Annotated in this window: 25 protein-coding genes and 2 pseudogenes; 16 read left to right on the top strand and 11 right to left on the bottom strand. The window is 65.4% G+C overall.

The annotated features are described in order from the left end of the window. The first annotated feature begins 60 nt into the window (after nucleotides 1-60). Entirely contained in the window at nucleotides 61-1,359 is a 1,299-nt protein-coding gene (locus AWB81_RS28660; RefSeq protein ID WP_062639923.1) for an SUMF1/EgtB/PvdO family nonheme iron enzyme, read from the top strand. An 81-nt stretch (nucleotides 1,360-1,440) separates the two neighbouring features. Here AWB81_RS28660 and AWB81_RS28655 read toward each other — a convergent pair whose 3' ends face one another. Together AWB81_RS28655 and AWB81_RS28650 are read right to left on the bottom strand one after the other, a co-directional pair. After that, the gene (locus tag AWB81_RS28655) at nucleotides 1,441-2,229 is read right to left on the bottom strand and encodes an aldolase (protein WP_062639922.1); all 789 of its coding nucleotides are present in this window, start codon (nucleotides 2,227-2,229) and stop codon (nucleotides 1,441-1,443) included. A gap of 18 nt (nucleotides 2,230-2,247) precedes the next feature. Then, nucleotides 2,248-2,952: a haloacid dehalogenase type II gene (locus AWB81_RS28650; protein ID WP_062639919.1), complete on the bottom strand. Its 705-nt coding sequence runs from the start codon at nucleotides 2,950-2,952 to the stop codon at nucleotides 2,248-2,250. Between the two features lie 115 nt (nucleotides 2,953-3,067). On the opposite strand from AWB81_RS28650, the gene AWB81_RS28645 reads away from it, so the two are divergent. After that, nucleotides 3,068-3,928: a LysR substrate-binding domain-containing protein gene (locus tag AWB81_RS28645; RefSeq protein ID WP_062639918.1), complete on the top strand. Its 861-nt coding sequence runs from the start codon at nucleotides 3,068-3,070 to the stop codon at nucleotides 3,926-3,928. Here AWB81_RS28645 and AWB81_RS28640 read toward each other — a convergent pair. Further along, on the bottom strand, nucleotides 3,908-4,690 hold the full coding sequence (locus AWB81_RS28640) for an IclR family transcriptional regulator (RefSeq protein ID WP_062639915.1): 783 nt from the start codon (nucleotides 4,688-4,690) through the stop codon (nucleotides 3,908-3,910). The genes AWB81_RS28645 and AWB81_RS28640 overlap by 21 nt on opposite strands. A gap of 155 nt (nucleotides 4,691-4,845) precedes the next feature. Between AWB81_RS28640 and AWB81_RS28635 the strand changes: the two genes are divergently transcribed. Next, entirely contained in the window at nucleotides 4,846-6,213 is a 1,368-nt protein-coding gene (locus AWB81_RS28635; protein WP_062639913.1) for an MFS transporter, read from the top strand. Nucleotides 6,214-6,249: 36 nt separating this feature from the next. Beyond that, nucleotides 6,250-6,708 carry a type II 3-dehydroquinate dehydratase gene (locus tag AWB81_RS28630; RefSeq protein WP_062639911.1) on the top strand — a complete coding sequence of 153 codons (459 nt, stop codon included), beginning with the start codon at nucleotides 6,250-6,252 and terminating at the stop codon, nucleotides 6,706-6,708. A gap of 12 nt (nucleotides 6,709-6,720) precedes the next feature. On the opposite strand, the gene AWB81_RS28625 is transcribed toward AWB81_RS28630, so the two are convergent. The 8 genes from AWB81_RS28625 to AWB81_RS28590 all read right to left on the bottom strand — a co-directional run bounded on the left by AWB81_RS28625 (nucleotide 6,721) and on the right by AWB81_RS28590 (nucleotide 14,419). Next, nucleotides 6,721-7,338, bottom strand: coding sequence for a DUF2894 domain-containing protein (locus tag AWB81_RS28625; RefSeq protein ID WP_062639909.1), 618 nt, complete (start codon nucleotides 7,336-7,338; stop codon nucleotides 6,721-6,723). Continuing rightward, the gene (locus tag AWB81_RS28620; protein ID WP_062639907.1) at nucleotides 7,331-7,978 is read right to left on the bottom strand and encodes an OmpA family protein; all 648 of its coding nucleotides are present in this window, start codon (nucleotides 7,976-7,978) and stop codon (nucleotides 7,331-7,333) included. The genes AWB81_RS28625 and AWB81_RS28620 overlap by 8 nt, the downstream gene beginning before the upstream one ends. Then, on the bottom strand, nucleotides 7,975-10,332 hold the full coding sequence (locus AWB81_RS28615; protein WP_062639905.1) for a DUF802 domain-containing protein: 2,358 nt from the start codon (nucleotides 10,330-10,332) through the stop codon (nucleotides 7,975-7,977). Before AWB81_RS28615 ends, AWB81_RS28620 begins: the two co-directional genes overlap by 4 nt. Nucleotides 10,333-10,342: 10 nt before the next feature. Further along, nucleotides 10,343-11,107 carry a DUF3348 domain-containing protein gene (locus AWB81_RS28610; protein ID WP_374730521.1) on the bottom strand — a complete coding sequence of 255 codons (765 nt, stop codon included), beginning with the start codon at nucleotides 11,105-11,107 and terminating at the stop codon, nucleotides 10,343-10,345. A 135-nt stretch (nucleotides 11,108-11,242) separates the two neighbouring features. After that, on the bottom strand, nucleotides 11,243-11,503 hold the full coding sequence (locus AWB81_RS28605) for a hypothetical protein (RefSeq protein ID WP_062639902.1): 261 nt from the start codon (nucleotides 11,501-11,503) through the stop codon (nucleotides 11,243-11,245). 45 nt (nucleotides 11,504-11,548) lie between these two features. Continuing rightward, on the bottom strand, nucleotides 11,549-11,908 hold the full coding sequence (locus AWB81_RS28600; protein ID WP_062639900.1) for an H-NS histone family protein: 360 nt from the start codon (nucleotides 11,906-11,908) through the stop codon (nucleotides 11,549-11,551). A 377-nt stretch (nucleotides 11,909-12,285) separates the two neighbouring features. Beyond that, nucleotides 12,286-13,404, bottom strand: a complete 1,119-nt coding sequence (locus tag AWB81_RS28595; RefSeq protein WP_062639934.1) for a Gfo/Idh/MocA family protein — start codon at nucleotides 13,402-13,404, stop codon at nucleotides 12,286-12,288. A gap of 130 nt (nucleotides 13,405-13,534) precedes the next feature. Further along, complete coding sequence (locus tag AWB81_RS28590; RefSeq protein ID WP_062639898.1) at nucleotides 13,535-14,419, bottom strand: LysR family transcriptional regulator; 885 nt, start codon at nucleotides 14,417-14,419, stop codon at nucleotides 13,535-13,537. Between the two features lie 152 nt (nucleotides 14,420-14,571). Here AWB81_RS28590 and AWB81_RS28585 point away from each other — a divergent pair. From AWB81_RS28585 to AWB81_RS28535, 12 genes and pseudogenes are all read left to right on the top strand, one after another. Continuing rightward, nucleotides 14,572-15,682: pseudogene (locus AWB81_RS28585) on the top strand (alkene reductase). 13 nt (nucleotides 15,683-15,695) lie between these two features. After that, nucleotides 15,696-16,916, top strand: coding sequence for an MFS transporter (locus tag AWB81_RS28580; protein WP_062639896.1), 1,221 nt, complete (start codon nucleotides 15,696-15,698; stop codon nucleotides 16,914-16,916). A 29-nt stretch (nucleotides 16,917-16,945) separates the two neighbouring features. After that, nucleotides 16,946-18,055, top strand: coding sequence for an alkene reductase (locus AWB81_RS28575; RefSeq protein WP_062639894.1), 1,110 nt, complete (start codon nucleotides 16,946-16,948; stop codon nucleotides 18,053-18,055). Then, nucleotides 18,052-18,180: a hypothetical protein gene (locus tag AWB81_RS48370; protein WP_268811768.1), complete on the top strand. Its 129-nt coding sequence runs from the start codon at nucleotides 18,052-18,054 to the stop codon at nucleotides 18,178-18,180. Before AWB81_RS28575 ends, AWB81_RS48370 begins: the two co-directional genes overlap by 4 nt. Nucleotides 18,181-18,299: 119 nt before the next feature. Continuing rightward, nucleotides 18,300-18,803, top strand: coding sequence for a MaoC family dehydratase (locus AWB81_RS28570; RefSeq protein ID WP_062639891.1), 504 nt, complete (start codon nucleotides 18,300-18,302; stop codon nucleotides 18,801-18,803). Between the two features lie 138 nt (nucleotides 18,804-18,941). Then, nucleotides 18,942-20,285, top strand: a complete 1,344-nt coding sequence (locus tag AWB81_RS28565; RefSeq protein WP_062639889.1) for an MFS transporter — start codon at nucleotides 18,942-18,944, stop codon at nucleotides 20,283-20,285. Further along, on the top strand, nucleotides 20,282-21,676 hold the full coding sequence (locus AWB81_RS28560; RefSeq protein WP_062639887.1) for an MmgE/PrpD family protein: 1,395 nt from the start codon (nucleotides 20,282-20,284) through the stop codon (nucleotides 21,674-21,676). The genes AWB81_RS28565 and AWB81_RS28560 overlap by 4 nt, the downstream gene beginning before the upstream one ends. A gap of 12 nt (nucleotides 21,677-21,688) precedes the next feature. Beyond that, complete coding sequence (locus AWB81_RS28555; RefSeq protein WP_062639885.1) at nucleotides 21,689-22,864, top strand: acyl-CoA dehydrogenase family protein; 1,176 nt, start codon at nucleotides 21,689-21,691, stop codon at nucleotides 22,862-22,864. Next, the gene (locus tag AWB81_RS28550; RefSeq protein WP_062639883.1) at nucleotides 22,861-24,051 is read left to right on the top strand and encodes a CaiB/BaiF CoA transferase family protein; all 1,191 of its coding nucleotides are present in this window, start codon (nucleotides 22,861-22,863) and stop codon (nucleotides 24,049-24,051) included. Before AWB81_RS28555 ends, AWB81_RS28550 begins: the two co-directional genes overlap by 4 nt. A gap of 85 nt (nucleotides 24,052-24,136) precedes the next feature. Then, the gene (locus AWB81_RS28545; protein WP_062639881.1) at nucleotides 24,137-24,886 is read left to right on the top strand and encodes a GntR family transcriptional regulator; all 750 of its coding nucleotides are present in this window, start codon (nucleotides 24,137-24,139) and stop codon (nucleotides 24,884-24,886) included. A 16-nt stretch (nucleotides 24,887-24,902) separates the two neighbouring features. After that, nucleotides 24,903-25,730, top strand: a complete 828-nt coding sequence (locus tag AWB81_RS28540) for an HpcH/HpaI aldolase/citrate lyase family protein (protein WP_062639879.1) — start codon at nucleotides 24,903-24,905, stop codon at nucleotides 25,728-25,730. 2 nt (nucleotides 25,731-25,732) lie between these two features. After that, nucleotides 25,733-25,875: pseudogene (locus AWB81_RS28535) on the top strand (electron transfer flavoprotein subunit beta/FixA family protein); the annotation flags it as partial.

Below are 25,875 nucleotides of genomic sequence, written 5' to 3'. Positions count from 1 at the left end.
GTGGCACAGCGTCTGCTACTCGACAATCTTTCGATCGTCCCGCTACGGAGACAAGGCGACATGAATCGCGACCCCGCCCCGCGCCATCCGCTGCTGGCCCGCCTCGCCGATGCGCGCCGCATCACTGATTCCCTCTTCGATACCGTCAAGCCCGAGTATCTCTATGAGCGTCCGATCGCCGAGCGGCATCGGATCGTGTTCTACATCGGGCATCTCGAAGCGTTCGACCACAATCTTTTCGACCAGCGCCTGTTCGACCTGCCAAGCGCGAATCCCGAATACGACCGGCTGTTCGCCTTCGGAATCGACCCGGTCGATGGCGGCCTGCCGACCGATCAGCCGCACGAGTGGCCGTCGCTCGAAGCGGTGCGCGCGTACACGAAGCGCATCCGCGACGATATCGACGCCGGGCTCGATCCTGCGGAACTCGCAAAAAATGCGGCGTCGACCGCGGAAACCGATCCGGCGACGCTGCTCGAAGTGGCGATCGAACATCGGCTGATGCACGCCGAGACGCTCGCCTACATGCTGCATCAGTTGCCGCTCGATCATAAGACCGGGCCGTCCCCCACCGAGGAACCCGTACCGCAGGCGGCCGCCGAGCCGGACACGGTGCGCGTGCCGGCGGGAAGCGTGACGCTCGGTCTCGACCGCGCATCGGGCACATTCGGCTGGGACAATGAATTCGGCGAAGAGACAATCGAGGTGCCCGCATTCGCGATCGACCGCTACATGGTGACGAACGGCGACTACCTCGCGTTCGTCGACGCGGGCGGCTATGCGAACCGCGCGTACTGGAACGACGCCGACTGGGCGTGGAAGGAAAGCGAGGGCGTCGCGCATCCGGCGTTCTGGGTGCGTGACGAGCAGAGCGGCGCCTGGACGCTGCGCACGATGTTCGACGAAGTTGCACTGCCGCTCGACTGGCCGGTGTACGTGAGCCACGCGGAAGCGAGCGCGTACGCGCGCTGGGCGGGCAAGGCGCTGCCCACCGAAGCGCAATGGCAGCGCGCCGCGGCAGGCGCGCCGTTCGCGGCCGACGGGAATTTCGACTTCCGTCGCTGGGAGCCTTCTTCGGTGCGCGCGCATCCCGGCAATCGCAGCGCGTTCGGCGTGCAGGGACAATACGGCAACGGCTGGGAATGGACCTCGACGACGTTCGGCCCGCTGCCGGACTTCGAGCCGTTCCCGTTCTATCTCGGGTATTCCGCGAATTTCTACGACGACAAGCACTTCGTGCTGAAAGGCGGCTCGCCGCGGACGGCCGCGTGCATGCTGCGGCCGAGTTTCCGCAACTGGTTTCAGGCGCACTATCAGTATGTTTATGCGGGGTTTCGGTGCGTGGAGCGCGGCGAGTGAGACGATAAACACAGCGAAACAGTCGCGTGTCGGAAGAGAACGCGACTGTTTCGGAAGCGTTACGACGAAATCGCCCTGCATTCACTCGTCAAACGCGACTCCGTGCCTGCGCAGTTCCCGCATCGCGCTGTCGAGGTGCGCACGGGCGCTTTCCTTGTCGCCGAGACGCATTTGCTCGTAAGCACGCTGCGCCACCTCGTGCGGCACCGGCTTGAGCGGCCGGTTGCTGCTCATCGCCTTGAGCTGGACCTCCGCCGCACGCTCCAGATAGTAAAGATCGTCCCACGCCTCGGCGACGCTCGCGCCCGCAACCATCACACCGTGGTTCTTCAGGAACAGGATGTCGGCATCGCCCAGCGCCCCGGCGATACGGTCGCCTTCCGATGCGTCCAGCGCCAGGCCGTTGTAATCCTCGTCGACGGCGGTGCGTCCGTAGAACTTCAAGGCCGTCTGTCCGAGCCACAATAGCGGCGGCCCTTCCAGCAGACAGAGCGCCGTCGCGTTCGGCATGTGCGTGTGGAACGCAGCCTTCACGCGCGGCATCAGGCGATGCAACCGCGCGTGAATATAGAACGCCGTCGCTTCGGGTTGGCCTTCGCCTTCGATCACATGCCCGTCGAAATCGCAGACAAGCAGCCGCGACGCGGTGATCTCCGAGAACGCGTAACCGTACGGATTGACGAAGAACAGATCGTCGTGCCCCGGAACGACCGCCGAAAAGTGATTGCAGACGCCTTCCTCGAAGCCCTTCTGCGCCGCGAGCTGAAAGCACGCCGCCAGTTCGATACGTGCCTCGCTCACTGCATCGGAATCGAGCCTCACGCCGCGCGACGATGCAGTCGAACGGCCGGATAAAAACGTGTGCGCCATGATCGTGGTTCCTGAAAATTACCAGCCGAGCGATGTGAACAGCGCCGGCACCTGGTCGAGTGTTGCGAGCGTCGCGTCCGGCGTGTAGTCAGGCAGCAGCGTGCGTCCCGTGCTGCGATCGATCCACACGCAACGAAAGCCGATATCGCGCGCCGCCGCATGATCCAGATGCGGACTCGCGCAGATATGCACGACGTCGTTCTTCGTCACGCCGAGTTGCTCGTGAGCGTAATCGAACAATTTTCGCGCCGGCTTGTACGCGCCCGCCTGTTGTGCGGTGATCACGCGGTCGATGAAGCCGCCGAGTTGCGCGACATTGCCCGCGATGACGTCGTCGTCGGTATTGGACACGATGCACAGACGATAGCCGTCTTCCTTCAGCCGGCGCAACGTATCGACCACCTCGGGAAACGGCGGCATCGCGGAAATGCGGCTGGTGAGCACGCCGCCGTCGTCCTCGCTTCCCGCCAGGCCGAGTTCCTCCATCGCGAGGCGCAGTCCGTCGCCCGCAACTTGGCGGAACGAACGATGAGGCGGCGTTTGCTCCAACGCATGCTCGTGACGGTCGTAGACCTCGATTAGCCGCGCCGGGTCGACATCGTGGCCACGCTTCGTGCGCAGTATGTCGCGTACCGCAGACTGCAAACCTTCATCCCACTGGATCAGCGTTCCGTAGCAATCGAATGTGAGCCACAGCGGGCGGCTCGTGTTGTGTAGAGACATGACGTACTCCGTGAGGGTTTTCGTGTACCCACAGACTACGGAAGTTGGACCGCATTTGAAAATTAAATTAAACTCTCAACGTCAGTTGAAACATAAATAACGAAGCGAGCCGACCATGCTGGATCTCGAACTCCTGAACACGCTGATCTGCGTCGTCGACGAAGGCAGCTTCACGCGCGCGGGCGAGCGCGTACACCGCACGCAGTCAACGGTCAGCCAGCAGGTGCGCAAGCTCGAAGAGTCGGTTGGGCGCACGCTCCTCCTGCGCGACCGCACCGGCAACCAGGTGACGGCGACCGAGCACGGCGAGATGCTCGCGCACTACGCGCGGCGGCTTCTGGCGCTGTCGCAGGAAGCGCAGGACGCGCTCGCGAGCGACGTCAAACTGACGCCGGTCCGCATCGGTGTGCCGGAGGATTTCGACGCGCGGCGCATGTCGGCGATGCTGTCGGGCTTCGTCAAGGCGAAGCCCGGCGTGCGGCTGGAGACGGTCGCCGGAATGAGCGTCGATCTGCAGCGCAAGCTCGCAGGCGGCGAGATCGAGATCGCACTGGTCAAACGCGAGCCGGGCAGCGGCGAGTGTCTCGCGTCCTGGCCGGAAACGCTCGTCTGGGTGCGGGGCGCAAATGTCGAACTGCCGGACGAACCGGCGGACGAACCCGTCCCGCTGGCGCTGTTTCCACAAGGCTGCGTGTATCGGCAACGCGCGATTCGCAGCCTCGACAAGGCGCAGCGGCGCTGGCGCATCGCGTTCGGAAGCCAGAGTCTTACCGGGATTCAGGCGGCGGTGTCGTCGGGACTGGGGATTTCCGTGCTTCCGACGACCGCGGTGCTGCCCGAGCATCATGTGTGCACCGGATTGCCGCCACTTCCGCCGATGGAACTCGCGCTCGTGAGCTCGGGCGGCGTGCTCAATGCGCTGCAGATGGCGCTGGTCGACTTCCTGCGCTCGGAGTTAACGACTTCCGTTGAATAGCGGCGACGCGAGACTCGCCGCGGCCAGTTCCAACGCCGCCGCCAGGAGCGTCGGTCCGAGGCTTTCCATGCGCTTCTCGTCGAGCCGCACGAGCGGCCCCGCGATGCTGATCACGCCGATCGCCGGATAGCCGCGCCGCTGCACGGGCGCCGCCATCGCGGTCATGCCCGGCGCGAAGACCTGGTTGATGGTCGCATAGCCGCGCTGCCTCGCCGCGTGGATGAATTCGAGCAAGCCCTGCACCGTCGTAGGCGCCTTCGGCCCGTACTGTTTCGGCTGTCCGAAGCCCTGTCGCGACACGAGTTCGAGCGCGCGTTCGTCGGACATCGTCATCATCCACGCGTGGCCTGTCGCGCTGCACGAAAGAATCGTGTCCATGCCCATGTCGGGGTCGTAGCGCAGCCCCTTCAGCGCGCCCTGCGCCTTCGCAACCCACGTAATGCGGTCGCCATCGACGATCGCCAGCCGCACCAGTTCCCCCGATTTCTCCGCGAGCCGGTCCAGCATCGTCTGAGCGATATCGACGATGCCGGATGTCGCGAGAAAGCCGAGACCCAACCCGACTAGCTTGGTCGTGAGCACATAGTCGCCGTGCTCGCGCAATTGCCGGACGTAGCCGCATTGCTTGAGATCGACCAGCAGCCGATGACACGCGCTGCGCGGAATATCCAGCTCGGCGGAAATGAGCGCGAGCGGTGTGCCTTCCATCTGTGTCGCGAGATATTCGAGAACGGCGAGCGTGCGCTCGGTGACGCCGGGCATTTTTTCGTCTCCATCAGTCTTTCCGGGCGCTTATGTTTGCACATTATGAGATGAAATTCCACCCTGGAACGTCATCCCAGGCACCGGTGATAGTCTTGCCACACGGTGCAAAAACACATGCGCACCGACGACATGGCTCAAGGAGAGGAGACAACATGACTCACGACACAGCAGACGCCCACGCAGCGATGCGTACGCGCGCCGTGACCGCCGCGGCGGTCGGCACGGCACTCGAATGGTTCGATTTCACGCTTTACGGCGCACTCGCCGCCACGGTTTTGCCGAAGCTTTTCTTCCCCGCAATGGACCCGACGACCGCGCTGCTTGCGTCGCTCGCGACGTTCGGCGTCGGGCTCGCGGCGCGGCCGCTCGGCGCAATCATCTGCGGGCATCTCGGCGACAAGCTCGGCCGGCGCAACCTGATGCTCGGCACGGTCTCGATAATGGGCCTCTCGTCGATGCTGATGGGCATTCTGCCGACCTACGCGAGCATCGGCCTGTGGGCGCCGGTGCTGCTCGTGGTCCTGCGGATTCTTCAGGGCTTCGCGCTCGGCGGCGAATCGACGGGCGCGCAACTGATGGCGATCGAACACGCGAGCCCCGACCGCCGCGGCAAGTATTCGGGCCTGCTCGGGCTGTGCTCGCCGCTGAGCCAGATCATGGCGAACGGCGCGCTATTGCTGCTGTCCTCTACGATGTCGGCCGAAGCGTTCGATTCCTACGGCTGGCGCATTCCGTTCCTGCTGAGCTTCGTGCTGATTGTGGTCGGCGTGTATATCCGGCTGAAGGTCAGCGAGACGCCCGCGTTCGTCGAGCTTCGCAAGACGCAGGTCGTGAAGGTCGCGAGCCCGCTGCGCGACGCGCTTCGTCTGCACTGGCGCACCGTGCTGCGCTGGATGCTGTTCTTCTGCGGACCGGCCGCGATCTTCTATCTGATCGTGGTGTTTTCGCTGAGCTACATCACGAAGACGCTCGCCGTGCCGAAGCAGACGGGCTTCCTGCTCCTGATGGGCGCGAATGTATGCGCGATCGCCGGTGCGCTTGCGGGCGGCATGCTGAGCGACAAGATCGGCCGCCGGAAAGCGCTCGCAATCGGTTCGACCGCGACGCTCGTCATGCTTTTCTTCTACTTCCAGATTCTCGATACGAAGAGCTTCCTGCCGATGCTCGCCGCGATGGGCTTCTTCCTCGGCTTCACGCAGTTCCAGAGCGGCATTCAGCCGGTCGCGTTCGCGGAAGCCTTTCCGACCAACGTGCGCTACTCCGGCTCGGCGCTCGCCTACACCGGCGCGAATCTCGTCGCGGGCGGCCCGATGCCGGTGCTCGCCGTGTGGCTCTTCGCGCTGTGCAACGGATCGCCGTGGGGTGTCGTGGCCGTGTGCGTCGCGTTCAACGTGATCTCGCTGATCGCGATCCTGACCGCGCCCGAAACGCTCGGCATCGATTTGAACCGGACGGATTCGGCGGCGCAGATCGTCGGCGACGACGACTACGCACCCGCGAGCATGAGCAATAGCCATTAAGTCCGCGCAAAAGATCCTCTTAAAGTGAGCACTGCAATGAATGAACTTGTATTTGTGTTGAACGGCTCGAACCTGAACATGCTCGGCAAGCGCGAACCGCATCTCTACGGCACCACGACGCTCCCGCGCGTACAGCAGGAAGTCGAGGCGCTCGCAAGCCGGCTGGAACTCGCGTGCGAATTCCGGCAGACCAACAGCGAAGCGACGATGGTCGACTGGCTTCAGGAAGCGTTCGAACGCGACGCCGGCGTGATCATCAATCCGGCGGGCTTTTCGTTCGCGTCAGTGCCGGTGCTCGATGCGGTCAAGCTCGTGCAGAAACCGCTGATCGAGTTGCACATCACCAACATTCACAAGCGCGACGAGACGTACCGGCACTCGCTGGTGTCGAAGGCGGCGATGGCGGTGATCTGCGGACTGGGCGTCGACGGCTATCTCGTCGCCATGCAGGCGATGGCGACGGCGCTCAGGAAGAACTCGCCGTTTGCCGGCTGAGCGGCGAGGCTTTCAGCGCGGCTTTGCCCGCGCGTTCTTCCGGGTGCTCGCGGCGCGAGGCGCGTCCTTCGCCGCCGGGGCACCTGCGCCGTTCAGTTGCTCCATCCACGACAACGCGTCGACGTAGGACAAAAACTGCTGGAGATAGCCCGGCGAAAGCTCGCTCATCAACGCGAGCGACCGGTGCACGAGGCTGCTGGAGTTGAGCGGTCCTGCATTCCCGGGCACCCGTTCCAGCGACTGGCGCACCTGCTTGTCGGCGCTGACGCTGGACCAGGTTTGCCGGAAGTATTCGAGCAGTTCCAGTTCGGGATAAGAGGCGCGGCCAGCGGCCGGCGCCTCGCTTGCGATGTGGTCCAGCAAATCGCCCAGCGGTCCACGCGACGGTTTCGCGCCGCCGCCGTCAAAAGCTCTCGCCTCGGCCGCCTCGGCCGTTAACACATCGGCGGCGTAGGCTTCCAGCAGGCCGGAAAGCCGCTCGTCGAGGACACGCCGCGCCTCGCCGCTCTGAGCGGACGCCCGCCGGTCCAGCGCCTCGATGAAATGAAAGCGGACGGGATCCAGCCGATCGGCGCCCCGCTCGCGCCACGCGTCGAGCATCGTCCGGGCGCGGGTTTCGCCGCTAGTCACGCGCTTTCACCGTTGTGTTCGAAGGCCGTGGGATCGGTGCGATTTCCACCCGGCGGTTTTTCGCGCGTCCGCCGTCGTCGGCGTTCGAGCTTACCGGCTGCTCGGAACCGAACGCCGCCGCGAAGACCGACGACGACGGCATGCCCTCCGCGATCAACGCCCGCGTCACCGTCAGCGCGCGCTCGGCGGAAAGCTCCCAGTTGTCGGCGAAACGCTTGTTGCCGTCGCGGACCTGCCGGTCGTCGGTGAAGCCGCTGACCATCAGGATTTCGTCATGGGAGCGCAGATACACGGACAGCGGCCCGGCCAGGCTTTTCAGGATCTCGCGCCCTTCGGGCCGCAACTGATCGGAGTTGAGCGCGAACAGCACGCTGCCGCTGATCCCGATGCGCCCGTTGACGAGCGTCACCCGCCCCGCCGCCAGCGGCCCGGCGAGCGCCTGTTCCAGCGTCTTGCGGCGCTGGGTTTCCATCTGGCGTTGCTTGACCTCCTGCTCCAGCCGGGTCGAAAGCTCCAGCTGCACCCCGATCACACCGACCAGAATCAGCACGAAAGCGCCGATCAGCACCGACATCAGGTCGCCGAAAGCGGCCCAGATCGGTGTCGTGGGCTCTACGCCGCCGTCGATATCCTCGGTCATGCTGCCTTGGCTCCCGCCGACGCGCGCCGGCCGGCAAGCTGCTGCAGGTCTTCGACGATCTGTTTCTGCGACAGTATGCTCAGGTCGATGACTTCCCGCGCCTGCGCCACGTAGTAGGCGAGCTGTTCGTCACTGCGAGCGAGCGACTTGTCGAGCGCTCCTTCGATGCGCTGGAGGTGCGTCACCAGCTTGTCGTTCGACTCGCCGAACGCCTGCACCGCCGCGCCGAACGCTTCGCCCAGGCTCGCCACTTCGACGGCGCTGCCGGTGACTTGCGCCGAAACCGCGCCGATCTTGGCCGTTTCGGCTTCGATCTTGTCGGTGAAGCGAGTGCTGACGCGATCCAGCAGATCCGCCGATGTCGAGACCAGCGCGTCGACGGCCGAGCGCTGCTCGGTCGAGGCGTGGTTCACGGCGTCGAGGAGCGTTTCGAGCGTCGCCAGCAGGCGGCTGCGCTCTTCGAGCATCGCGGTGTCGCGGACCATGCTGTCGGAGAGCTTCTGGCGCAGTTCCGCGACGACTTCCGCCGCGGCCTTCGGCGCTTCCGACGCAGCCTGCACGAGCCGCCCGATCTCGGCGATCGTGTCGCTCGCGTGCGCGCGCGTCTCGTCCGATACGTCGCGCGCGGTTTTCGCGAGCGCGTCGCAGATTTCCTGTTGCCGGCTCGCCGTGAGCGCGCTCGTCTGCTGGAACTCCTGACTCAACTTCGTGGCCATCGAAGCGAGCGCCTCGGTCCACGCCGCCAGCCGCTCCTGATCCCGCGCTGCCAGTTGCGCCTGGAGGTCTGCCGCAGCCTTGGGCGCTTGCGCCGCCGCCTGCACCAGCCGGTCGACTTCCGCGATCGTCTCGCCCGCGTGTGCCTTCATCTCGGTCGAGATCTCGCGCGCGGTCTGCCCGAGCGCGTCGCAGATCTGCTGCTGCCGGCTTGCGGTTTCCCCGCTTGCCAGCTGCCACTCGTCGCTCAGCTTCGCGGCCATCGAACCGAGCGTCCCGGCCCAGACGGCCAGCCGCTCCTGGTCCCGCGACGCGAGTTCGGCCTGCAACGCTGCATGCGACTGACCCACGCCGTGCAAGAGCGACGCCGAATGTTGCTCGAAGGTGGCTGCCGCCGCCGACAGCGCTTGCTGGTTGTCGCCCGCCAGCTTCTCACTGGCGCGTTCCTGCCGCGACACCGCAAGATTCCACGCTTCCGACACGCTGCCCGCCGAGGCTTCCAACCGCGTTGAAACGCCGTCAAGCAGAGCGGCCGAGCGTTGCTCGAAAGTGTCCGTGTATCGATCCAGCGAAGCGCGCAGATCGCCGGCGAGCGCCTCGCTCGATCGCTGATGCCCCGCCAGCGCCTCTTTCCAGATGTCCGCGACAGTCGTGGTCGTCGACTCGAAGCCAGTCGACATTCCATCGAGATGCTTTTGAACGGCCTCCGTGACGGTGTCGTGCATCGAGGCCGTCTCGCGCGCGAGCCCGGCCATCGTGGCTTCCATGACCGGTTGCAGCGCCGCGCCGGCCGCTCGCGCGCTTTCGGCGACGCTCCTCCTCAGCGACTGCTCCACCGACGACGCGAGGCGCGTGTACACCGCTTCGGTCCTGCCATGGAAGGCCTCCTGGCTGGCAATCTGACGCTCGTTCAACGTGAGGCTCTGCTGCTCGATGGCGCCCATCATCGATTGCAGCCGGTCGACCAGCGTCGGCATCAGATCGGCCTGCCGCTGCAGGAGCCTGAAGCTTTCCTCGCGCTGATGGCTTTGCGAGTAAACACGCAAGGTCGTCGCGATCTTCACGTCGAGCATGTGCGCCGCCTCGATCCGCTCGCGGCGGCACAACGCGGAAAGCAGCCCGAGCATCGCGGATGTCGCGACGCCGGCAATCGAAGTGCCGAACGCGAAGCCCAGCCCCTTGACCGGCGCGGACAGCGACTCGCGGATCGCCTGCAGGTCAGTGGCGCTTTGCAGCGCGAGCCCGGTGCCCCGCAGCGTCGCCACCATGCCGAGCAGCGTGCCCAGCATGCCGAGCAGCACGAGCAGACCGACCAGATACGGCGTCAGCGACGGCCCGGGCAAGGCCACGCGCTCGCCCTCGATGCGCAGGCGGACCGTGTTGCGCAGGCCGGGATGCAATGTTTCGAGCCAGGTGCCGAGCTTTGGCGGAGGCGCGGACAGGCCAGCGACCGCGCGCGTCAGGGTCGCGGTGGCCTCCTGATAGCGATGCAGTTCGAGCGCGCCCGCGAGATAGCAGACGCCCACCAGCATCGTGACGGCCAGTGCGAGCAGGTTCGAACCGATGTAACCGGCACCGATCCAGCACACCGCGGCCAGACCGACTACAAAAACAACGAGATTGATCAGATTTCTGGACATGGCGTCTCAGTCAGCGGGTACGAAGGGCCGCAAGCAAACCTTCGACCGGTTGTATACGAACATCCAGTTCGGCGAGCAAAACGCTCTGCATATCCTTGCGGAACACATCGAGCCACGCGCCGGGCGTGGCAGGCGCGCCATCGGCGCTTCCGGTAGTTCCAGCGACTTCGGCATCCGCGAGCGCCGCCTGCCCGGCCTGGCGCAGGCGCTCGAAATGCTTGCCGAGCAGTCCCGGCACGGTCGCCAGCAAGGTGTGCTCGCGCGCGCCCAGCGCCTGCTCCATCACGGCATCGACCATTGCGAGCCGCGTCATCCCGGGCGTCCGGCCCGCCAGCTTCGCCCGCAGACGGCCGCGCAGGCTGCCGATGCCCGTCTCCATCGTCTGCTGCAGCGAGAGATAGCGTTGACGGAAAACCGCGTAGTCTACCGCCCCGTCGGCCGTGGATTCTTCGCGCCGCCGGCGGGCGGCGAACGTGCTGTCACCGGCAATAGTCTTCGCCAGCGACGCGCGCAAACGGGCGCACTCGCTCTCTTCGGCGCTGCCGTCCGCTCGCGCGCCGGCAACACCGGCGGGCAGATCGCCGTTGAGCGCCGTCGACAGCGCGATGGCGTCCGTCCAGCCGAGCCACTGGCTCAGCCGGTCCGAGAGCGATTGTCCGGATTCGGGAACATCGACGTCCGTCAGGCGCGCAAGCAAGCGGATGAGGGTCGGACCGCCATGAACCGTGCGCTGGGAGGCTTGCACCGTGCCACCAATGTCAAAAAAAGACAGCAGTTTACACGGTCGCGGGGCGCAGTCCGCCGGTTTCCAGGACGTGATTTGCGCGCACCAACGGCGAATTTCCTTGTCGGCCCGACCGGTGGCGGTTCCCGGCCGAAAGCACGATGCCGATCGCGCATGCCGAAAAACCTAGCCGACGTCCTCGTCGTTCATTTGCTTGAGCTTGCGCCGGTCTTCGTTAGCACGCCGCGCCCGCAGGCGCTGCCGCGACAGCACCGTGATGACCTCGTCGGTCGTCGCGCCGGCCGGGACTTCGTTGCGGATTTTTTCGGGCACCATCGGCAGACCCGCGCGCTCGCGTCGCAAGGCACGGGCGATGGCGCTTCGGCATTGGTCGCCGTGACAATCCCATTCGTCGCGGATTTGCGCGCAGTATCGGCACTTTTCCATGGTGCTGATCGTTCCGGAGGCGGTGGCAGTCGCCCGCTGGCGCTGTCAGTCGACGCCGGGGAAAAGCGACGCCTGCGAGCCCGCCGTCGCTTCGGCATCGGCCCGCTCCGATACCAGATACGCCTCGCGGTCCTTCCCGGCGATCCAGTGCGGCGCGCGTCCCCGGCCGCTCCACGTCGCGCCGGTGAGCGGGTCGCGATACTTCGCGGCGCCTTCCGGCTGCACGGGCTCGGGCGCCGACTTCCGGCCGATCAGATCGTGCAGGCTGATCCCGTACTCGCGCATCTTCTGAACGATTTCGATCAGGGCGAGCCGCGCTTCTTTTTCGCGCGCTTCTGACAGTTGCTTCTCGAGTGCGTTGCGTTGCGCGAGCAACTCGGAGACTTGCGGACTGGTATATGCCATTGGATTTCGAAGGAGTGGACGAGGTTCGAATTTTCGAATTTTGAGTCGAAGCGCCCGCGACAGGTTCGCGCGGGCGAATAACGATGACGTCGGGACGACAGGCTTGCCGGAGAAATGGCGAATATGCTCGATTCAGGGCTCTGCGTGCTGAAATGCAAGCGACCGTCGACGGCGATCTCAATACGGGTGATTTTACGCGATTAAAGTGTTTGCCAATCGGCGCGCCATTTTCAGCCGCGCGCCGGCCCGGTCGATCCATGCCCGATTCGACGTCGACGTGACGATTGACACGCAATATTAAATGAGAAAAGCCCCGGGGTTATGTACCCAAGGGCTCGCTGAAAAACTCATGCAATGCGCCGATGCCGCTTCGGCAATCAAACCTGCTCGCTGAAATGAAGCTCGATGCGCCGTCCCGCGCGATCCGATTCCGCGATCTGGCCGATCAGTTCGTGCATGCGGATCGCGTCCCTGAAGGTCGGAGCGAGCGTCGAGCCGCGCGGCACGCCCCGCGCATGCGCCGCGTACAGGTTTGCAAGTTCGGCGACGCTCGCGCCGAGTTCGTTCGGCGGCAGCCAGTCATATGGCGCGGGAACGGACACCGTGCGAAGCGGCTGGGCGTCGCCGCGGGCGATTTCGATCCGGTTGTGCGCGTCGCCGAAGCTCGTCGTGTTCCAGATTTTCAGGTCGCCCTTGCTGCCGGTGATGTCGAGCTGCATGCCGTAGTTGTTGCGCTTGCCCGCTTCGAGATGCACGCTCAGCACGGCCCCGCTCGCGAAGGTCCCCGCGAGGACGACCTGATCCGCGTTCGTGTGCGGCAACGTTTCGCCGGTTTCCGCCAGTGTGACCTCCGGAAACTGGTTGACCGCGAGCGCGGACAAACTCTTCGGATAACCGACCATCTCGAATAACGCGTCGAGGAAGTGACCGCCATAGATCGACAGGAGGCTCGAAAAGTTGGCCTCCGGAATCGTGTAGTACAGCGCAGCGGGCCGTTCGCGCTGGAAATACTCGACGCTCACGTGCAGCCGCACCGACCGCACGTCGCCGATTTCGCCCTGTTCCAGCAGATCGCGCACATGACGATAGCCCGGATTGAGGCGCCGCTGCAGCCCGACGATCGTCCGGACGCCCGCCTTCTCCGCCAGCGCCAGCAATTCCTTCGATAACGACGTGCTCGGCGTAAGCGGCCATTCGCAGTACACGTCCTTGCCCGCCGCGATCGCCGCGCGGATGCCTTCTTCGTGCTGGAACGCCGGCGTCAGCACAAGGACGAGATCGACTTCCGGGTGGGCGACCAGTTCCTGCAGCGACGCCGCCGCGTATCTGAAGCCATGCCGCTCGACGAGTGACGCCGCCTTTGCCGGACTGCGGCTGTACACCGCGGTCAGTTCGTAATCGGGCAGCAGTTTCAGCGCGGGCAGATGCCCGTATTCGGACCAATGCCCGAGGCCGACGACACCTACCCCGATCCTGCCTGCGCGTTTGCTAGTCATGAACATTTCTCCGATGTGAGCGCCATGCAGATCGTCTGCCGGCGACACGGGAGATAGTAGGGATCGAGGTATTGAAGATAAACAGGCCTGTATTCCGATCATTTCGGACCGAAAAGTCCGCAATGACTGGCTAGATTCGCAGGTTCTGGCTGACGTAATCGATGAAGACGCGCAGCTTCGGCGCGGGATAGCGGCTCGAAGGCCAGACGATCCAGAAGGTCACGGTCTGGTCGATGTAATCGCCGAGCACGATCTGCAGCGCGCCGCTTTCAAGTGCGTCGCGCACGAGAAAGGCGGGCACGAACGTGAGGCCCTTGTCCTGGAGCGCGAGAAAGCCGAGCACTTCGATCGTATTGCTGACGAAGCTCGGCGGCAGTTCCGGCTCCGCCTCCGAATCGCCGAGCCTGAATGGCCAGCGTTCCAGCTTGCCGGTGGCGGGAAACTTGTGCAGCAGGCAGGCGTGACGGACGAGATCGGAAGGATGCGCGGGAACGCCATGCCGCGCGAGATAGCCGGGCGAGGCCACCAGCACCTGCGCGCACGAGCCCAGCCGGCGCGAGACGAGCCGCGAATCGTGCTGCTCTCCCGTGCGAATGACGGCATCGAAACCCTCCTCGATGATGTCCACCATGCGATCCGACAGATCGACGTCGAGTTCGATATCCGGATATTGCGCCATGAAGCCGTCCAGCGCCGGCATGATGAGCCCGGACAACTGCGGCGTGCTGATCCGCAACCTCCCGCGCGGACTGCCGGCCGCATCGGACAGTTCGGTTTCGGCCGCTTCGACCTCGTCGAGAATGCGCCGGCATCGTTCGAGAAAAAGCGCGCCCTCGGCGGTCAACGTGATGCTGCGCGTGCTGCGATGAAAGAGCCGCACGCCGAGCCGGTCTTCCGTGCGCGCGATGCTCTTCCCCACCGCCGACGACGAGACGCCCAGCAGCCGCCCGGCCTGCGTGAAGCTGCGCGTCTCGGCGACCTGCACGAACATCGAGATTCCACTGAGGCTGTCCATCGCCGCTGCTCCTCGATTACGGACATTTTCGTCCGGTATCTTCGGAACCTTAGCCTATTTTTCTTTTGACAGTGTGTACATACACTTTGCCTCAAGGTCACTGACCCGCCGACTTCCAGGGATTCGTCGGCAACTTCATCTTCGAGGCAACCATGTCCACACTTCATTCACCCGTTCAAGTAGGTCCGTTCGAATTCGCGCATCGCGTCGTGCTCGCGCCACTGACCCGCATGCGCGCCGAAGCCGGCGCCAGGCCCGGCCCGCTGATGGCCGAGTACCACGCCCAGCGCGTGTCGGAAGGCGGCTTTCTGATCAGCGAGGCGACCATCGCGGCGCCCAACGGCAACGGCTATCTCGGCGCGCCGGGTCTCTACGACGACAGCCAGATCGATGGCTGGAAGCGTGTCACCGATGCCGTGCACGCCAAGGGCGGGCGCATCTTCCTGCAGCTTTATCACGCGGGACGCCAGTCCCACAGCCAGTTGCAGCCGGACGGCGGCGCGCCGGTCGCGCCGTCGGCGGTGCTGCATGGCGGTGTCGCGCACACGGAAGCCGGCTGGATTCCCAACACGCCGGCCCGGGCGCTCACGATCCCCGAAATCGCCGGACTCGTCGAAAGCTTTCGCAGCGCTGCGTTGCGGGGCAAGGAGGCCGGTTTCGACGGCGTCGAACTGCATGCGGCAAACGGCTATCTCTTCGACCAGTTCCTGCAGGACGGCAGCAACAGGCGCACGGACATCTACGGCGGCTCGTTCGAGAACCGCGCCCGCTTCCTGATCGAGGCGACGGAAGCCGTGATCTCGGTGTGGGGCAGCGAGCGCGTGGCGGTGCGCCTCGGCCCGAGCGGCACCTGGGGCGACATGTCGGACAGCGACCCCTGAAGCCCTCTTTTCCTACGTCGCGCAGAGGCTCGACGCGCTGAATCTCGCGTACCTGCACCTGATCGAGCCGCGCGTGCTCGGCAACGTCGACGACGATTCGAAGGACCCGAACCCCGTCGCCGCGCAGCTGATCCGCAAGCACTACAAGGGCGTCATCATCGCCGCGGGCGGTTTCAAGGGCGACACGGCGGAGGCAATTCTCCAGGCGGGCGACGCCGACCTCGTCGCTTTCGGCCGCGACTTCATCGCGAATCCGGATCTGCCGGAACGCCTCCGCAAGGGTTTGCCGCTCAATCCCTACGACCGTCCGACGTTCTTCGGCGGCACCGGGACCGGCTACACCGACTATCCGTTCCATAGCGCCGACGCGCTGGCAGCGTGAGCGGGAGCCCGTAATGAACGCCACTCCTTCTCCGACGTCGCTTGCGCCACTCTACTGGCTCGCGCTCGGGACGTTTGCGGTCGGCACGGAAAGCTTCATGATCGCCGGCCTGCTGCCCGACATGGCCGCCGACCTGCACGCGAGCATCGTCGCCACCGGCCAGCTCGTCACGGTGTTCGCGCTGGCCTACGCGCTCAGCTCGCCGGTGCTGACCGCGCTCACGGGCGCCCTGAATCGCCGCAGGATGATGATCGCGTCGCTCGCGGCGTTCGCGCTCGCGAATGTCTTCGCGTTCGCCGCCCAGAACTACTGGGAGCTGATGGCCGCGCGCATCGTGCTCGCGGCGGCGGCCGGCCTGTATGTTCCGGGCGCGAACGCGCTGGCGGGCGCCGTTGCGGGTCCTGAGCGGCGTGGCACTGCGCTCGCCATCGTCAGCGGCGGGATCACGCTCGCGGTCGCCTTCGGCGTGCCGCTCGGCGCGCTCGTCGGCGACGGGCTCGGCTGGCGCATGACCTTCGCGGGCGTCGCCGTGCTCGCCGCGACGGCAACCGCCGGTCTCTTCTTCGGCCTGCCGCGCACGATCGGAGCGGGACTGCCGAGCGCGACGCTTCGCGAGCGCATCGAGACCGCGCGCCAGCCGGTCATCCTGATGACGCTCGTCGTCACGACGCTCTGGGCGATGGGCGCCTACACCGTCTACACCTACCTCGCGCTCTTCATCGCACAGGCGACGCTCCTCGCCGGCGCGCAGATCGGCTTCGTGCTTTTCACGTGGGGCGTGGCGGCAGGGGTGGGCGTGCTGATTGGCGGAAAGGCCGTGGACCGCTTCGGACCGCGCCGCGTGATCGCGCCGTGTCTTGCCGTGTCGATCGCCGCGTTCTCGCTGATGTCCGCGAGCGCGCACTGGCTGCCGCGCGCCGTCGCGATCGTGCCGGTGCTCGTCGCGGTCGTGGCGTGGGGCGTCGCGCACTGGTCGTTCTATCCGGCGCAACAGGCGCGGCTCATCGGCATCGCGGGCTTGCGCGGCACGCCGATCGCGTTGTCGCTGAACGCGTCGTTCATGTATCTCGGCTTTTCGCTTGGCGCCGTGCTCGGGTCCATCACGCTGAAGTTCGCTTCGGCCAGCAACCTCGGCTGGACCGCCGCCGCATGCGAAGCCGCCGCACTCGTGCTGACAGTCGCCATCGGACGGCGTCGCGTGAGCGTCTGCGCTGTCGCCGGGAATGCCGCCTGAGGCTCGTTGAAATCTCACTGAGGAACATCATGTCCCGACTCTTTTCGCCGGTCCGGATCGGACCTTACACGTTGCAACATCGCGTCGTGCACGCACCAACCACGCGCCTGCGCGCCAACCCCGACGACAGCCCGAGCGGCATCATGCTGGAGTACTACAGTCAGCGCGCTTCGGAGGGCGGGCTCATCATCACCGAATCGACCCACGTCTCGTACGACAGCCGCGGCTATCTCGGCGCGCCGGGCATCTACGAGGACGCGCACATCGCCGGCTGGAAGAAGATCGCGGATGCCGTCCATGCGAAGGGCGGGCGCATCTTCATGCAGCTGGGGCACGACGGCCGCCAGTCGCATGTCGACCTGACGGGCGGGACGCTGCCGATCGCGCCGTCGGTCGTGCCGTTCGAAGGCGAGGCGCTCACGCACAACGGCTGGGTGCCGGTCTCGATGCATCGCGCAATCGGCATCGACGAAATCCAGACCGTGATCGGCCATTACCGCAAGAGCGCGGAGCGGGCGCTCGCGGCCGGCATGGACGGCGTCGAGCTGCATTCGGCCAACGGCTATCTCGCCGATACGTTCCTGCAGGACGGCACCAATACGCGCACCGACGCCTATGGCGGCAGCATCGAAAAGCGCGCGCGGTTCCTGATCGAGGCGGTGAGCGCGCTCGTGTCGGTGTGGGGCGCGAATCGCGTCGGCGTGCGGCTCTCGCCGAGCGGACAGTGGGGCGCGATCTCCGATTCCAACCCCGAGGCGACCTTCACTCACGCGGCCGAACGACTGAACGAGTTCGGTCTCGCGTATCTCCACCTCATCGAGCCGCGCGTGAAAGGCGTGGAAACGCTGGACGAGCATCAGAAGCCGGTGGCCTCCGCGTTCCTGCGCAAGGTGTTTCGCGGGCCGATCATCGCGGCCGGCGGCTTCACGCGCGAAGGCGCCGACGAAATCCTTCAAAAAGGCGATGCCGACCTCGTCGCGTTCGGGCGCTACTTCGCATCCAACCCGGACCTGCCGTACCGGCTGCGTCACGCGCTGCCGCTCAACCAGTACGATCGCTCGACGTTCTGGGGCGGCACGCATGTCGGCTACACCGACTACCCGTGCTATCAGGACGACGAACGCCGGCAGAGCGCGTGATCAGTCCTCTCGCGGACGTCGCGCTCTATCGCGCGAAGGCGCTCGGCCGGAACCGCGTCGAGGAAGCCGACGACACCGCATCGCACGGCATCACGAGAGCGAAGGCGACGAACCCGCCCGGCTGAGCCGCCAGGAAGCTCTCGAAAAAAACCTCCCGTGGTTTACCCTTTCCCCGCTTGACACCCTGCCTGCCCGCGCCGGATATTTTGTCCGTACAAACAACCAAGCGATACAGGAGGCAAAGATGATGCAGGCACAGGAACTGGGCAGTCAGCGATATCGCGCGAGCTACGGCCGCTATCTGGAGGACTTCACGGTCGGCGACATCTACGAGCACCGGCCCGGGCGCACGATCACCGAGTCGGACAACATCCAGTTCTCGCTCCTCACGATGAATTTCCATCCGATGCACTGCGACGCCGCCCACGCCGCCAAGAGCGAGTTCGGCCGCCTGCTGGTGAACAGCGGCCTCACGGTCGCGATCGTGCTCGGCATGTCGGTCAACGATGTCAGCGGCAAGGCCATCGCCAATCTCGGCTGGAAGGAGATCAAGCTGACTGGGCCGGTCTTCTGCGGCGATACGCTTTACGCTGAATCCGAAGTGCTGGAGAAGCGCGAATCGAAGTCGCGTCCGACGCAGGGCATCGTCACCGTCCACACACGCGCATTCAAGCAGGACGGCACGCCGGTGATGGATTTCGTGCGCACGGCGCTGATCGCCAAGCGCGGCTACGGCACCGGCGACTGAGCGGCATCGGTCAGAACGACGCTCGCAACGGATACCGACCCGGCGTAGAAACGGGCTGCGATCCGATCCCTTGTCACAGTATTGGAGACATCTGTGAACCAAAACGTAAGCGCAGGCGCGCGGCTAGACAGACTGCCGATGGCGCGCTTTCACTGGAAGATCCTCGGCCTGATAGGCGCCGGCGCGGCACTCGATGCGTTCGACGTGTATCTCGCCGCTGGCGTCGCGGCCGCGATGGTGAAGCAAGGCTTCTCGACGCTGCAGCTGAACGGCATCTTCGTCTCGGCCGGCTTCTTCGGCATGCTGATCGGCGCGGGCTTCTCGGGCTATCTCGGCGACCGCTTCGGACGCCGTTCCTCGTATCAGATCAACCTCGCGCTCTTCGGACTCACGTCGATCGCGGCAGCATTCGCGCCGTCGATCTACTGGCTGATCGGTTTGCGCTTCGTGATGGGCATCGGACTCGGCGCGGAACTCGTGGTCGCGGCGGGCACGCTGTGCGAATTCATCCCGCCCGCGCATCGCGGACGCTGGACCGCGCTGCTCGCGCTGATGATCAATTCGGGGCTGCTCATCGCGACGAGCATCGGCTATGTCATTCCGGCGCTCGGCTGGCGCTGGATGTTCGGTATCGCGGGCATCGGCGCGGTGGTCGTCTGGGTGCTGCGCCATTCGATGCCGGAATCGCCGCGCTGGCTGGAATCGGTCGGGCGCCTGAAGGAAGCCGAAGAAACCGTCAGCGCGATCGAGCGCGAAGTCGAAGCGCAGCGCGGGCCGCTGCCGCCCTGCTCGCGCACGCAGAACCTCGAAGTGCCGCCGCAGCCGTTTCGCGCCTTGCTGCGCCGGGGCATGATCGGACGCACGGTGACGGCGGCGATTACCGTCATCGCGGTGAACGTGGCGGTGTACGGCTTCGTCGCGTGGCTGCCGACCTTCTTCGTCAGGGAAGGACGCGACGTCGTGACCTCGCTCGGCTTCACGCTGCTGATGTCGTTCGGTGCACCGGCAGGCGCCCTACTCGGCTTCTTCTGCGCGGACCGCCTGGGACGGGCGAAGGGACTCGTCGCATTCAGCCTCGCGACGATCGTGCTCGGCTTCATCTATCCGCACATGGTCGCGAACGCAGCGATCGCCTGCGTGGGCTTCACGCTCGTCACCTGCATCTACGTGGTCGTGACGCTCGGCCTCTTCAGCTACGTGCCCGAACTCTTCCCGACGGCGCTGCGCCTGCGCGGCACCGGCACGGCGGGTGTGTGCGGACGGCTTGCGTCGATCATCACGTCCTACGGCGCCGTCTTGCTGTATGCGCAGTTCGGCGTGCTGGGCGTGCTCGTGATGGTGTCGGGCGTGCTGCTTCTGCTCGTGATCGCGATCCTCTCGCTCGGCGTCGATGCCAATCAATATTCTCTCGAAGCGGTTTCGCCGGACACGGTAATCCTCGACGAACCGTTCGGGCTTCAAAACGGAGACATAGCACGATGAACGCGCGCAACGACACGCCCCGCATCTCGACCCGCCTCGCGGACTTCGCGCTGGACTTGACCGTCGACGCCATTCCATCGGCGGTCCGCGAGCGGGCCAAGCATCTGATCCTGGACGGCATCGGTCTCGCCTTCGCGACCTCGGCCTTCGGTTACGCGGACATCACGCTCGCCGCGATGCGCGAACTGGGAACGGGTCCGTCGACGGTGTTCGGCAAGTCCGGCAAGCTCGCCCTGCGCGATGCGATGCTCGCCAACGGCCTGCTCGTGCACGGCCTCGACTTCGACGACACGCATTCGCGCGGCGTGATCCATTCGACCGCGAGCGCCCTGCCGTGCGCCTTCGGCCTCGCCGAGCGCGAAGCCGCGAGCGGCGCGCAGATGCTCGCCGCCTATGTCGCCGCGATGGAAGTCTCGACGCGCGTCGGCGCCGTCGCGCAAGGTGGTTTCCACAAGGTCGGCTTTCATCCGACAGGACTCGTCGGCGCGTTCGGCTGCTCGCTCGCGGCATCGAAACTGATGGGGCTCTCGAAGGACGCCGCGGTCCAGGCGCAAGGCATCGTGCTTTCGATGGCATCCGGCAGCATGGAGTTCCTCGATGACGGCGCGTGGACCAAGCGCCTGCATCCGGGCTGGGCCGCCGCGAGCGCGACCACCGCCGCGACGCTCGCGAAGCACGGCTACATCGGCCCGGGCGCGGCGTACGAAGGCCGCTACGGACTCTATTCGCTCTATCTCTCCGATAACGCGACGCCCGATCTGTCGATTGCGACCGCCGGCCTCGGCGAGACGTGGGAGATCGAGCAGGTCGCTTTGAAGCCGATTCCCGCGTGTCACTTCACGCACGCATCGTCCGATGCCGCCATCGCGCTTCATCGCGAACACGGCCTCGCCGCCGATGCGATCGAGAAGGTCGTCGTGCGCGTGCCGGGTCCGGTGGTCGAAGTCGTGTGCGAGCCGGTTGCGAACAAGAAGCGCCCCGCCAACAACTACGACGCGCAGTTCAGCATCCCGTACATCGTCGCGACCGGCCTGCTCAAGGGCCGCTTCACGCTCGACGACCTCGATGCAGACGCCCTTGCCGATCCCGCAGTGCTGGCGCTCGCGCAACGCGTGGAATACGAGGTCGATCCCGAGTCGACGTTCCCCCGCCACTACACGGGCGAGGTGATCGTGATGACGCGCGACGGCCGCCGCCTCGCGCATCGTGAAGCGATCAACCGCGGTTCGTCGGACCGGCCGATGACCAACGAGGGCATCGTCGAGAAGTACTACGACAACGCGCTGCGCGTCGTCTCGCGCGATCGCGCGGACCAGATTCGCGAAGCGGTGCTCGGGCTCGAACGCGCGAGCGTCGAGCAACTCGCCGGCATCCTGCGTCAACCAGCTTAAAGAGAGGTTCATATGGCAACCATCGAAACAGACAACACGCAGGAAGCGCAGGAAAACGAGGCGCTGATCCTCGACATGCTGGACCGCTTCCTGAAGACCGAAGTCAAACCCTACGTGCACGCGCTCGAAGCCGCCGACGAGTATCCGCACGAGATCGTCGAGAAGATGAAGGACATGGGCCTGTTCGGCTGCCTGATCGCGCCGGAATACGGCGGCCTCGGCCTCTCGACCTCGACCTACGCGAAGATCATCGACCGCATGTCGGCGGTGTGGATGTCGGTGAGCGGCATCATCAACTCGCATGTCATCATGGCGATGACCGTGCAGCGCAACGGCACCGAGGAACAGAAGAGCGACTACCTGCCGCGCATGGCGACGGGCGAACTGCGCGGCGGCATCGGCCTCACCGAGCCGGACTGCGGCACCGACCTGCAGGCGATCCGTACGACGGCGCGCCGCGAAGGCGACGAGTATGTCGTCAACGGCAACAAGACGTGGATCACCAACAGCATGTACGGCAACACGCTCGCGCTGCTGGTCAAGACCGATCCGAAGGCCGAACCGCGGCATCGCGGCATGAGTCTCTTGCTGATCGAAAAAGGACCCGGCTTCGAAGTGAGCCGCAAGCTGCCGAAGCTCGGTTACAAGGGCATCGATACGTGCGAGCTGAGCTTCACCGATTTTCGCGTGCCGGTTTCGCGGTTGATCGGCGGTGTCGAAGGCCGCGGTTTCAAGCAGATCCTCAACGGGCTCGAACTCGGGCGCATCAACGTGGCGGCGCGCGGTGTCGGCATCGCGCAGGCGGCGCTCGATGAGGCCGTGTCGTACTCGCAGCAACGCAAGACCTTTGGCAAGCCGATCTGCGAGCATCAGGCGATCGCGCTCAAGCTCGGCGAAATGGCAACGCGCGTCCAGGCTGCGCGCCTGCTCACCGACGCCGCCGCCCGCGCATTCGATCGCGGCGAGCGCTGCGACATGGAAGCGGGCATGGCCAAGTATTTCGCCACGGAAGCCGGCCTGGAAAACAGCATCGAAGCGATGCGCATTCATGGCGCCTATGGCTACTCGAAGGAGTTCAACGTCGAGCGCCTGTACCGCGACGCGCCGCTGCTCGTCATCGGCGAAGGCACGAACGAGATGCAGCGCATCATCATCGCCAAACAACTGATCGAGAGGAACCCCGTATGAGTCTGCCGCTTTCAGGCGTTCGCATCGTCGCCGTCGAGCAATATGGCGCCGGCCCGTTCGCGACCCAACATCTCGCCGATCTCGGCGCCGAGATCATCAAGATCGAAAACTTCCGCGAAGGCGGCGACGTGGGCCGGCTGGTCGGCCCGCACTTCTTCGGCGAGGGCGACAGCCACTTCTTCGAAGCCTTCAATCGCAACAAGTCGAGCTTCACGCTCGACCTGAAGAAGGAAGATGCGAGGCAGGTGCTGCTCGATCTCGTCGCCACGAGCGACGCCGTCTTCAACAACCTGCGCGGCGATTTGCCCGCGAAGCTCGGCCTTACCTACGAGCAGTTGCGCGAAGCGAACCCGGCGATCGTGTGCGGCCATTTGTCGGCTTACGGGCGCACTGGCAGCCGCGCTTCGTGGCCCGGCTACGACTACCTGATGCAGGCGGAAGCCGGCTATCTCTCGATGACGGGCGAACCCGACAGCCCGCCCGCGCGCTTCGGCCTCTCCATCATCGACCTGATGACGGGCACCACGGCCGCGATGGCGCTGCTCGCCGGCATCGTCGAGGCGCGCGCGACCGGCAAGGGACGCGACGTCGACGTGAGCCTCTTCGATGTCGCGCTGCATAACCTCGCGTATGTCGCGACGTGGTATCTGAACGGCGATGTCGTGACCGGGCGCGACCGCCGCTCGTCGCATCCGTCACTGACGCCGAGCCAGTTGTACAAGACCAAGGACGGCTGGATCTTCCTGATGTGCAACAAGGAGAAGTTCTGGGGCGTGCTCGCGGAAGTGCTCGACAAGCCATCGTGGGTCACCGACGAGCGCTTCTGCAACTTCAAGGCACGGCTCGCGAATCGCGACGTGCTGGAGAAGGAACTCGACGCCGCGCTCTCGATTGCGACCACCGAGGAATGGCTCAAGCGCCTGGGCGGCCGCGTGCCCGCCGCGCCGGTGTACGACGTGAAGCAGGCGCTCGACAACCCGTTCGTCGCGGAACGTGAGGGCGTCGTCGCGGCCGAGCATCCGCAGTTCGGCGCGATTCGCGGCGTCGCGGCACCGGTGCGCGTGAGCGATCCGTTGCCGAAGCAAGCCGCGCCGGAACTGGGGCGCGACACCGACCGGCTGCTTGCCGAACTCGGTTACGATGCTGGCAGAATCGCCGCGCTTCGTGACCAGGCCGTGGTGCAATGAGGCTCGCATGCAGGATGCAATGAGTCGCGCACAAGAGGTCGACGGACGCGCGCGTCCGTCCACATCTTCACGTGCAGGCACATCGATGGTCACAGTACTCGGTCAGCAGCCGCGTTACATGCAACTGGCGCAGACGCTCGTCAACGAAATCCAGAGCGGACGTTATCCCGTTGGCTCGACGATCCCGACTGAATTCGAGCTTTGCGAGCAGTTCGGCGCAAGTCGTTCGACGGTCCGCGAGGCGGTCAAGCAGCTCGTGCAGCTGGGCATGGTCGTGCGGCAGCCGGGCGTCGGCACGACGGTCAAGGCGCTCAGGACCGAAGGCGCCTATCGGCAGGTGATGCAGCAACTGAGCGACCTGCAGCGCTATACGGCGGACACGGTGCTCGAGATCCTCTCGAAGGAAACCGAGCCGCTCGACGACCCCGCGGTCTGCGACCTGCTGCGCGCGAATCCCGGCGAGACGTGGCTGCATGTGAAGAGCCTGCGCCGCTCGCCGGGCAGCCCCGATCCGATCTGTCACACCGATGCCTACATTCATCCTGCGTTCCGCTCGCTCGTGATCGACGAGGGCGAGTTGCACACGCCGCTCTTCACGATGATCGAGCGCCAGTTCGGCGAGCAGATCGCGGAAGTGCAGCAGGAAATCCGCGCGATCGCCCTACCCGCCGACATCGCGCGGCTCATCAACGCGAAGGCGCGCTCGCCTGCGCTGTGGATGTGCCGACGTTATCTGAACCGGCGCGGAGATGTGGTCGAAGGCGCGATCATCATTCATCCCGCCGACCGCTACAGCTACTCGGAGACGTTCCAGCGCGGCTGGAACTCTGCGTGAATCGATGGAGACAGGCATGACCCTACGCAGTTATCTGTTCGTTCCCGGCGACCGCCCCGAGCGCTTCGCGAAGGCGCTCGCGAGCGCCGCGCATCAGGTCGTGATCGATCTCGAAGACGCCGTCGCACCCGAAGCCAAGATCGCGGCACGCGAGCAATTGTCCCAATGGCTGCGTTCGTCGCTGTCCGAAGCGGACCGGCGCCGCGTGATGGTGCGGGTCAACGCGTCCGGCACACCATGGCATGCCGACGATGTCGCAATGCTGCACGACTCGCCGATCCGCAACGTGATGGTGCCGAAGTCCGAATGCCCGGACCAGCTCACCGACATCGCGTCGCGGCTGGGTGCGGACGCCGCGCTCGTCGCGCTCGTCGAAACGGTGGCGGGCGTCGTGCGCATGCGCGAGGTCGCGAAGGCGCAGGCGGTTGCGCGGCTCGCGTTCGGCTCGTTCGACTATTGCGTCGATGCGGGCGTCGAAGGCATGGACCGCGAACTCGATGCGGTGCGCTCGGCCTTCGTGATCGAGTCGCGTTATGCCGGACTGCCCGCGCCCGTCGACGGCGTGACGCTCGCCATCGACGACGCCGCGCGCATCGCAGAAGATGTCGCGCTCGGACGCCGCTTCGGCTTCGGCGCCAAGCTGTGCATTCACCCGAAGCAGGTCGATGCCGTGAACCGCGGTTACGCGCCGAGCGACGAGGACCGCGCGTGGGCCGAACGCGTGCTCGCGCGGCTCGCCGAAAACCCGAAGGGCGCGTTCGCCGTCGATGGCAAGCTCGTCGACAAGCCGGTCATCGACCGGGCGAAGCGCATCGCCGCCGAGACATCCAATCAGGGAGTGTGAGTGTGAAGATTCTTGTACCCGTCAAGCGCGTGGTCGACTACAACGTCACGGTTCGCGTGAAGTCGGATGGAAGCGGTGTCGATATCGCGAACGTGAAGATGTCGATGAATCCGTTCGATGAGATTGCGGTCGAAGAAGCGGTGCG

It is taken from the genome of Caballeronia arationis, from assembly GCF_001544975.2.
In the GTDB taxonomy this organism is placed as follows: Bacteria; Pseudomonadota; Gammaproteobacteria; order Burkholderiales; family Burkholderiaceae; genus Caballeronia; species Caballeronia arationis.
This window is presented reverse-complemented; position numbering and strand designations above follow the sequence as displayed.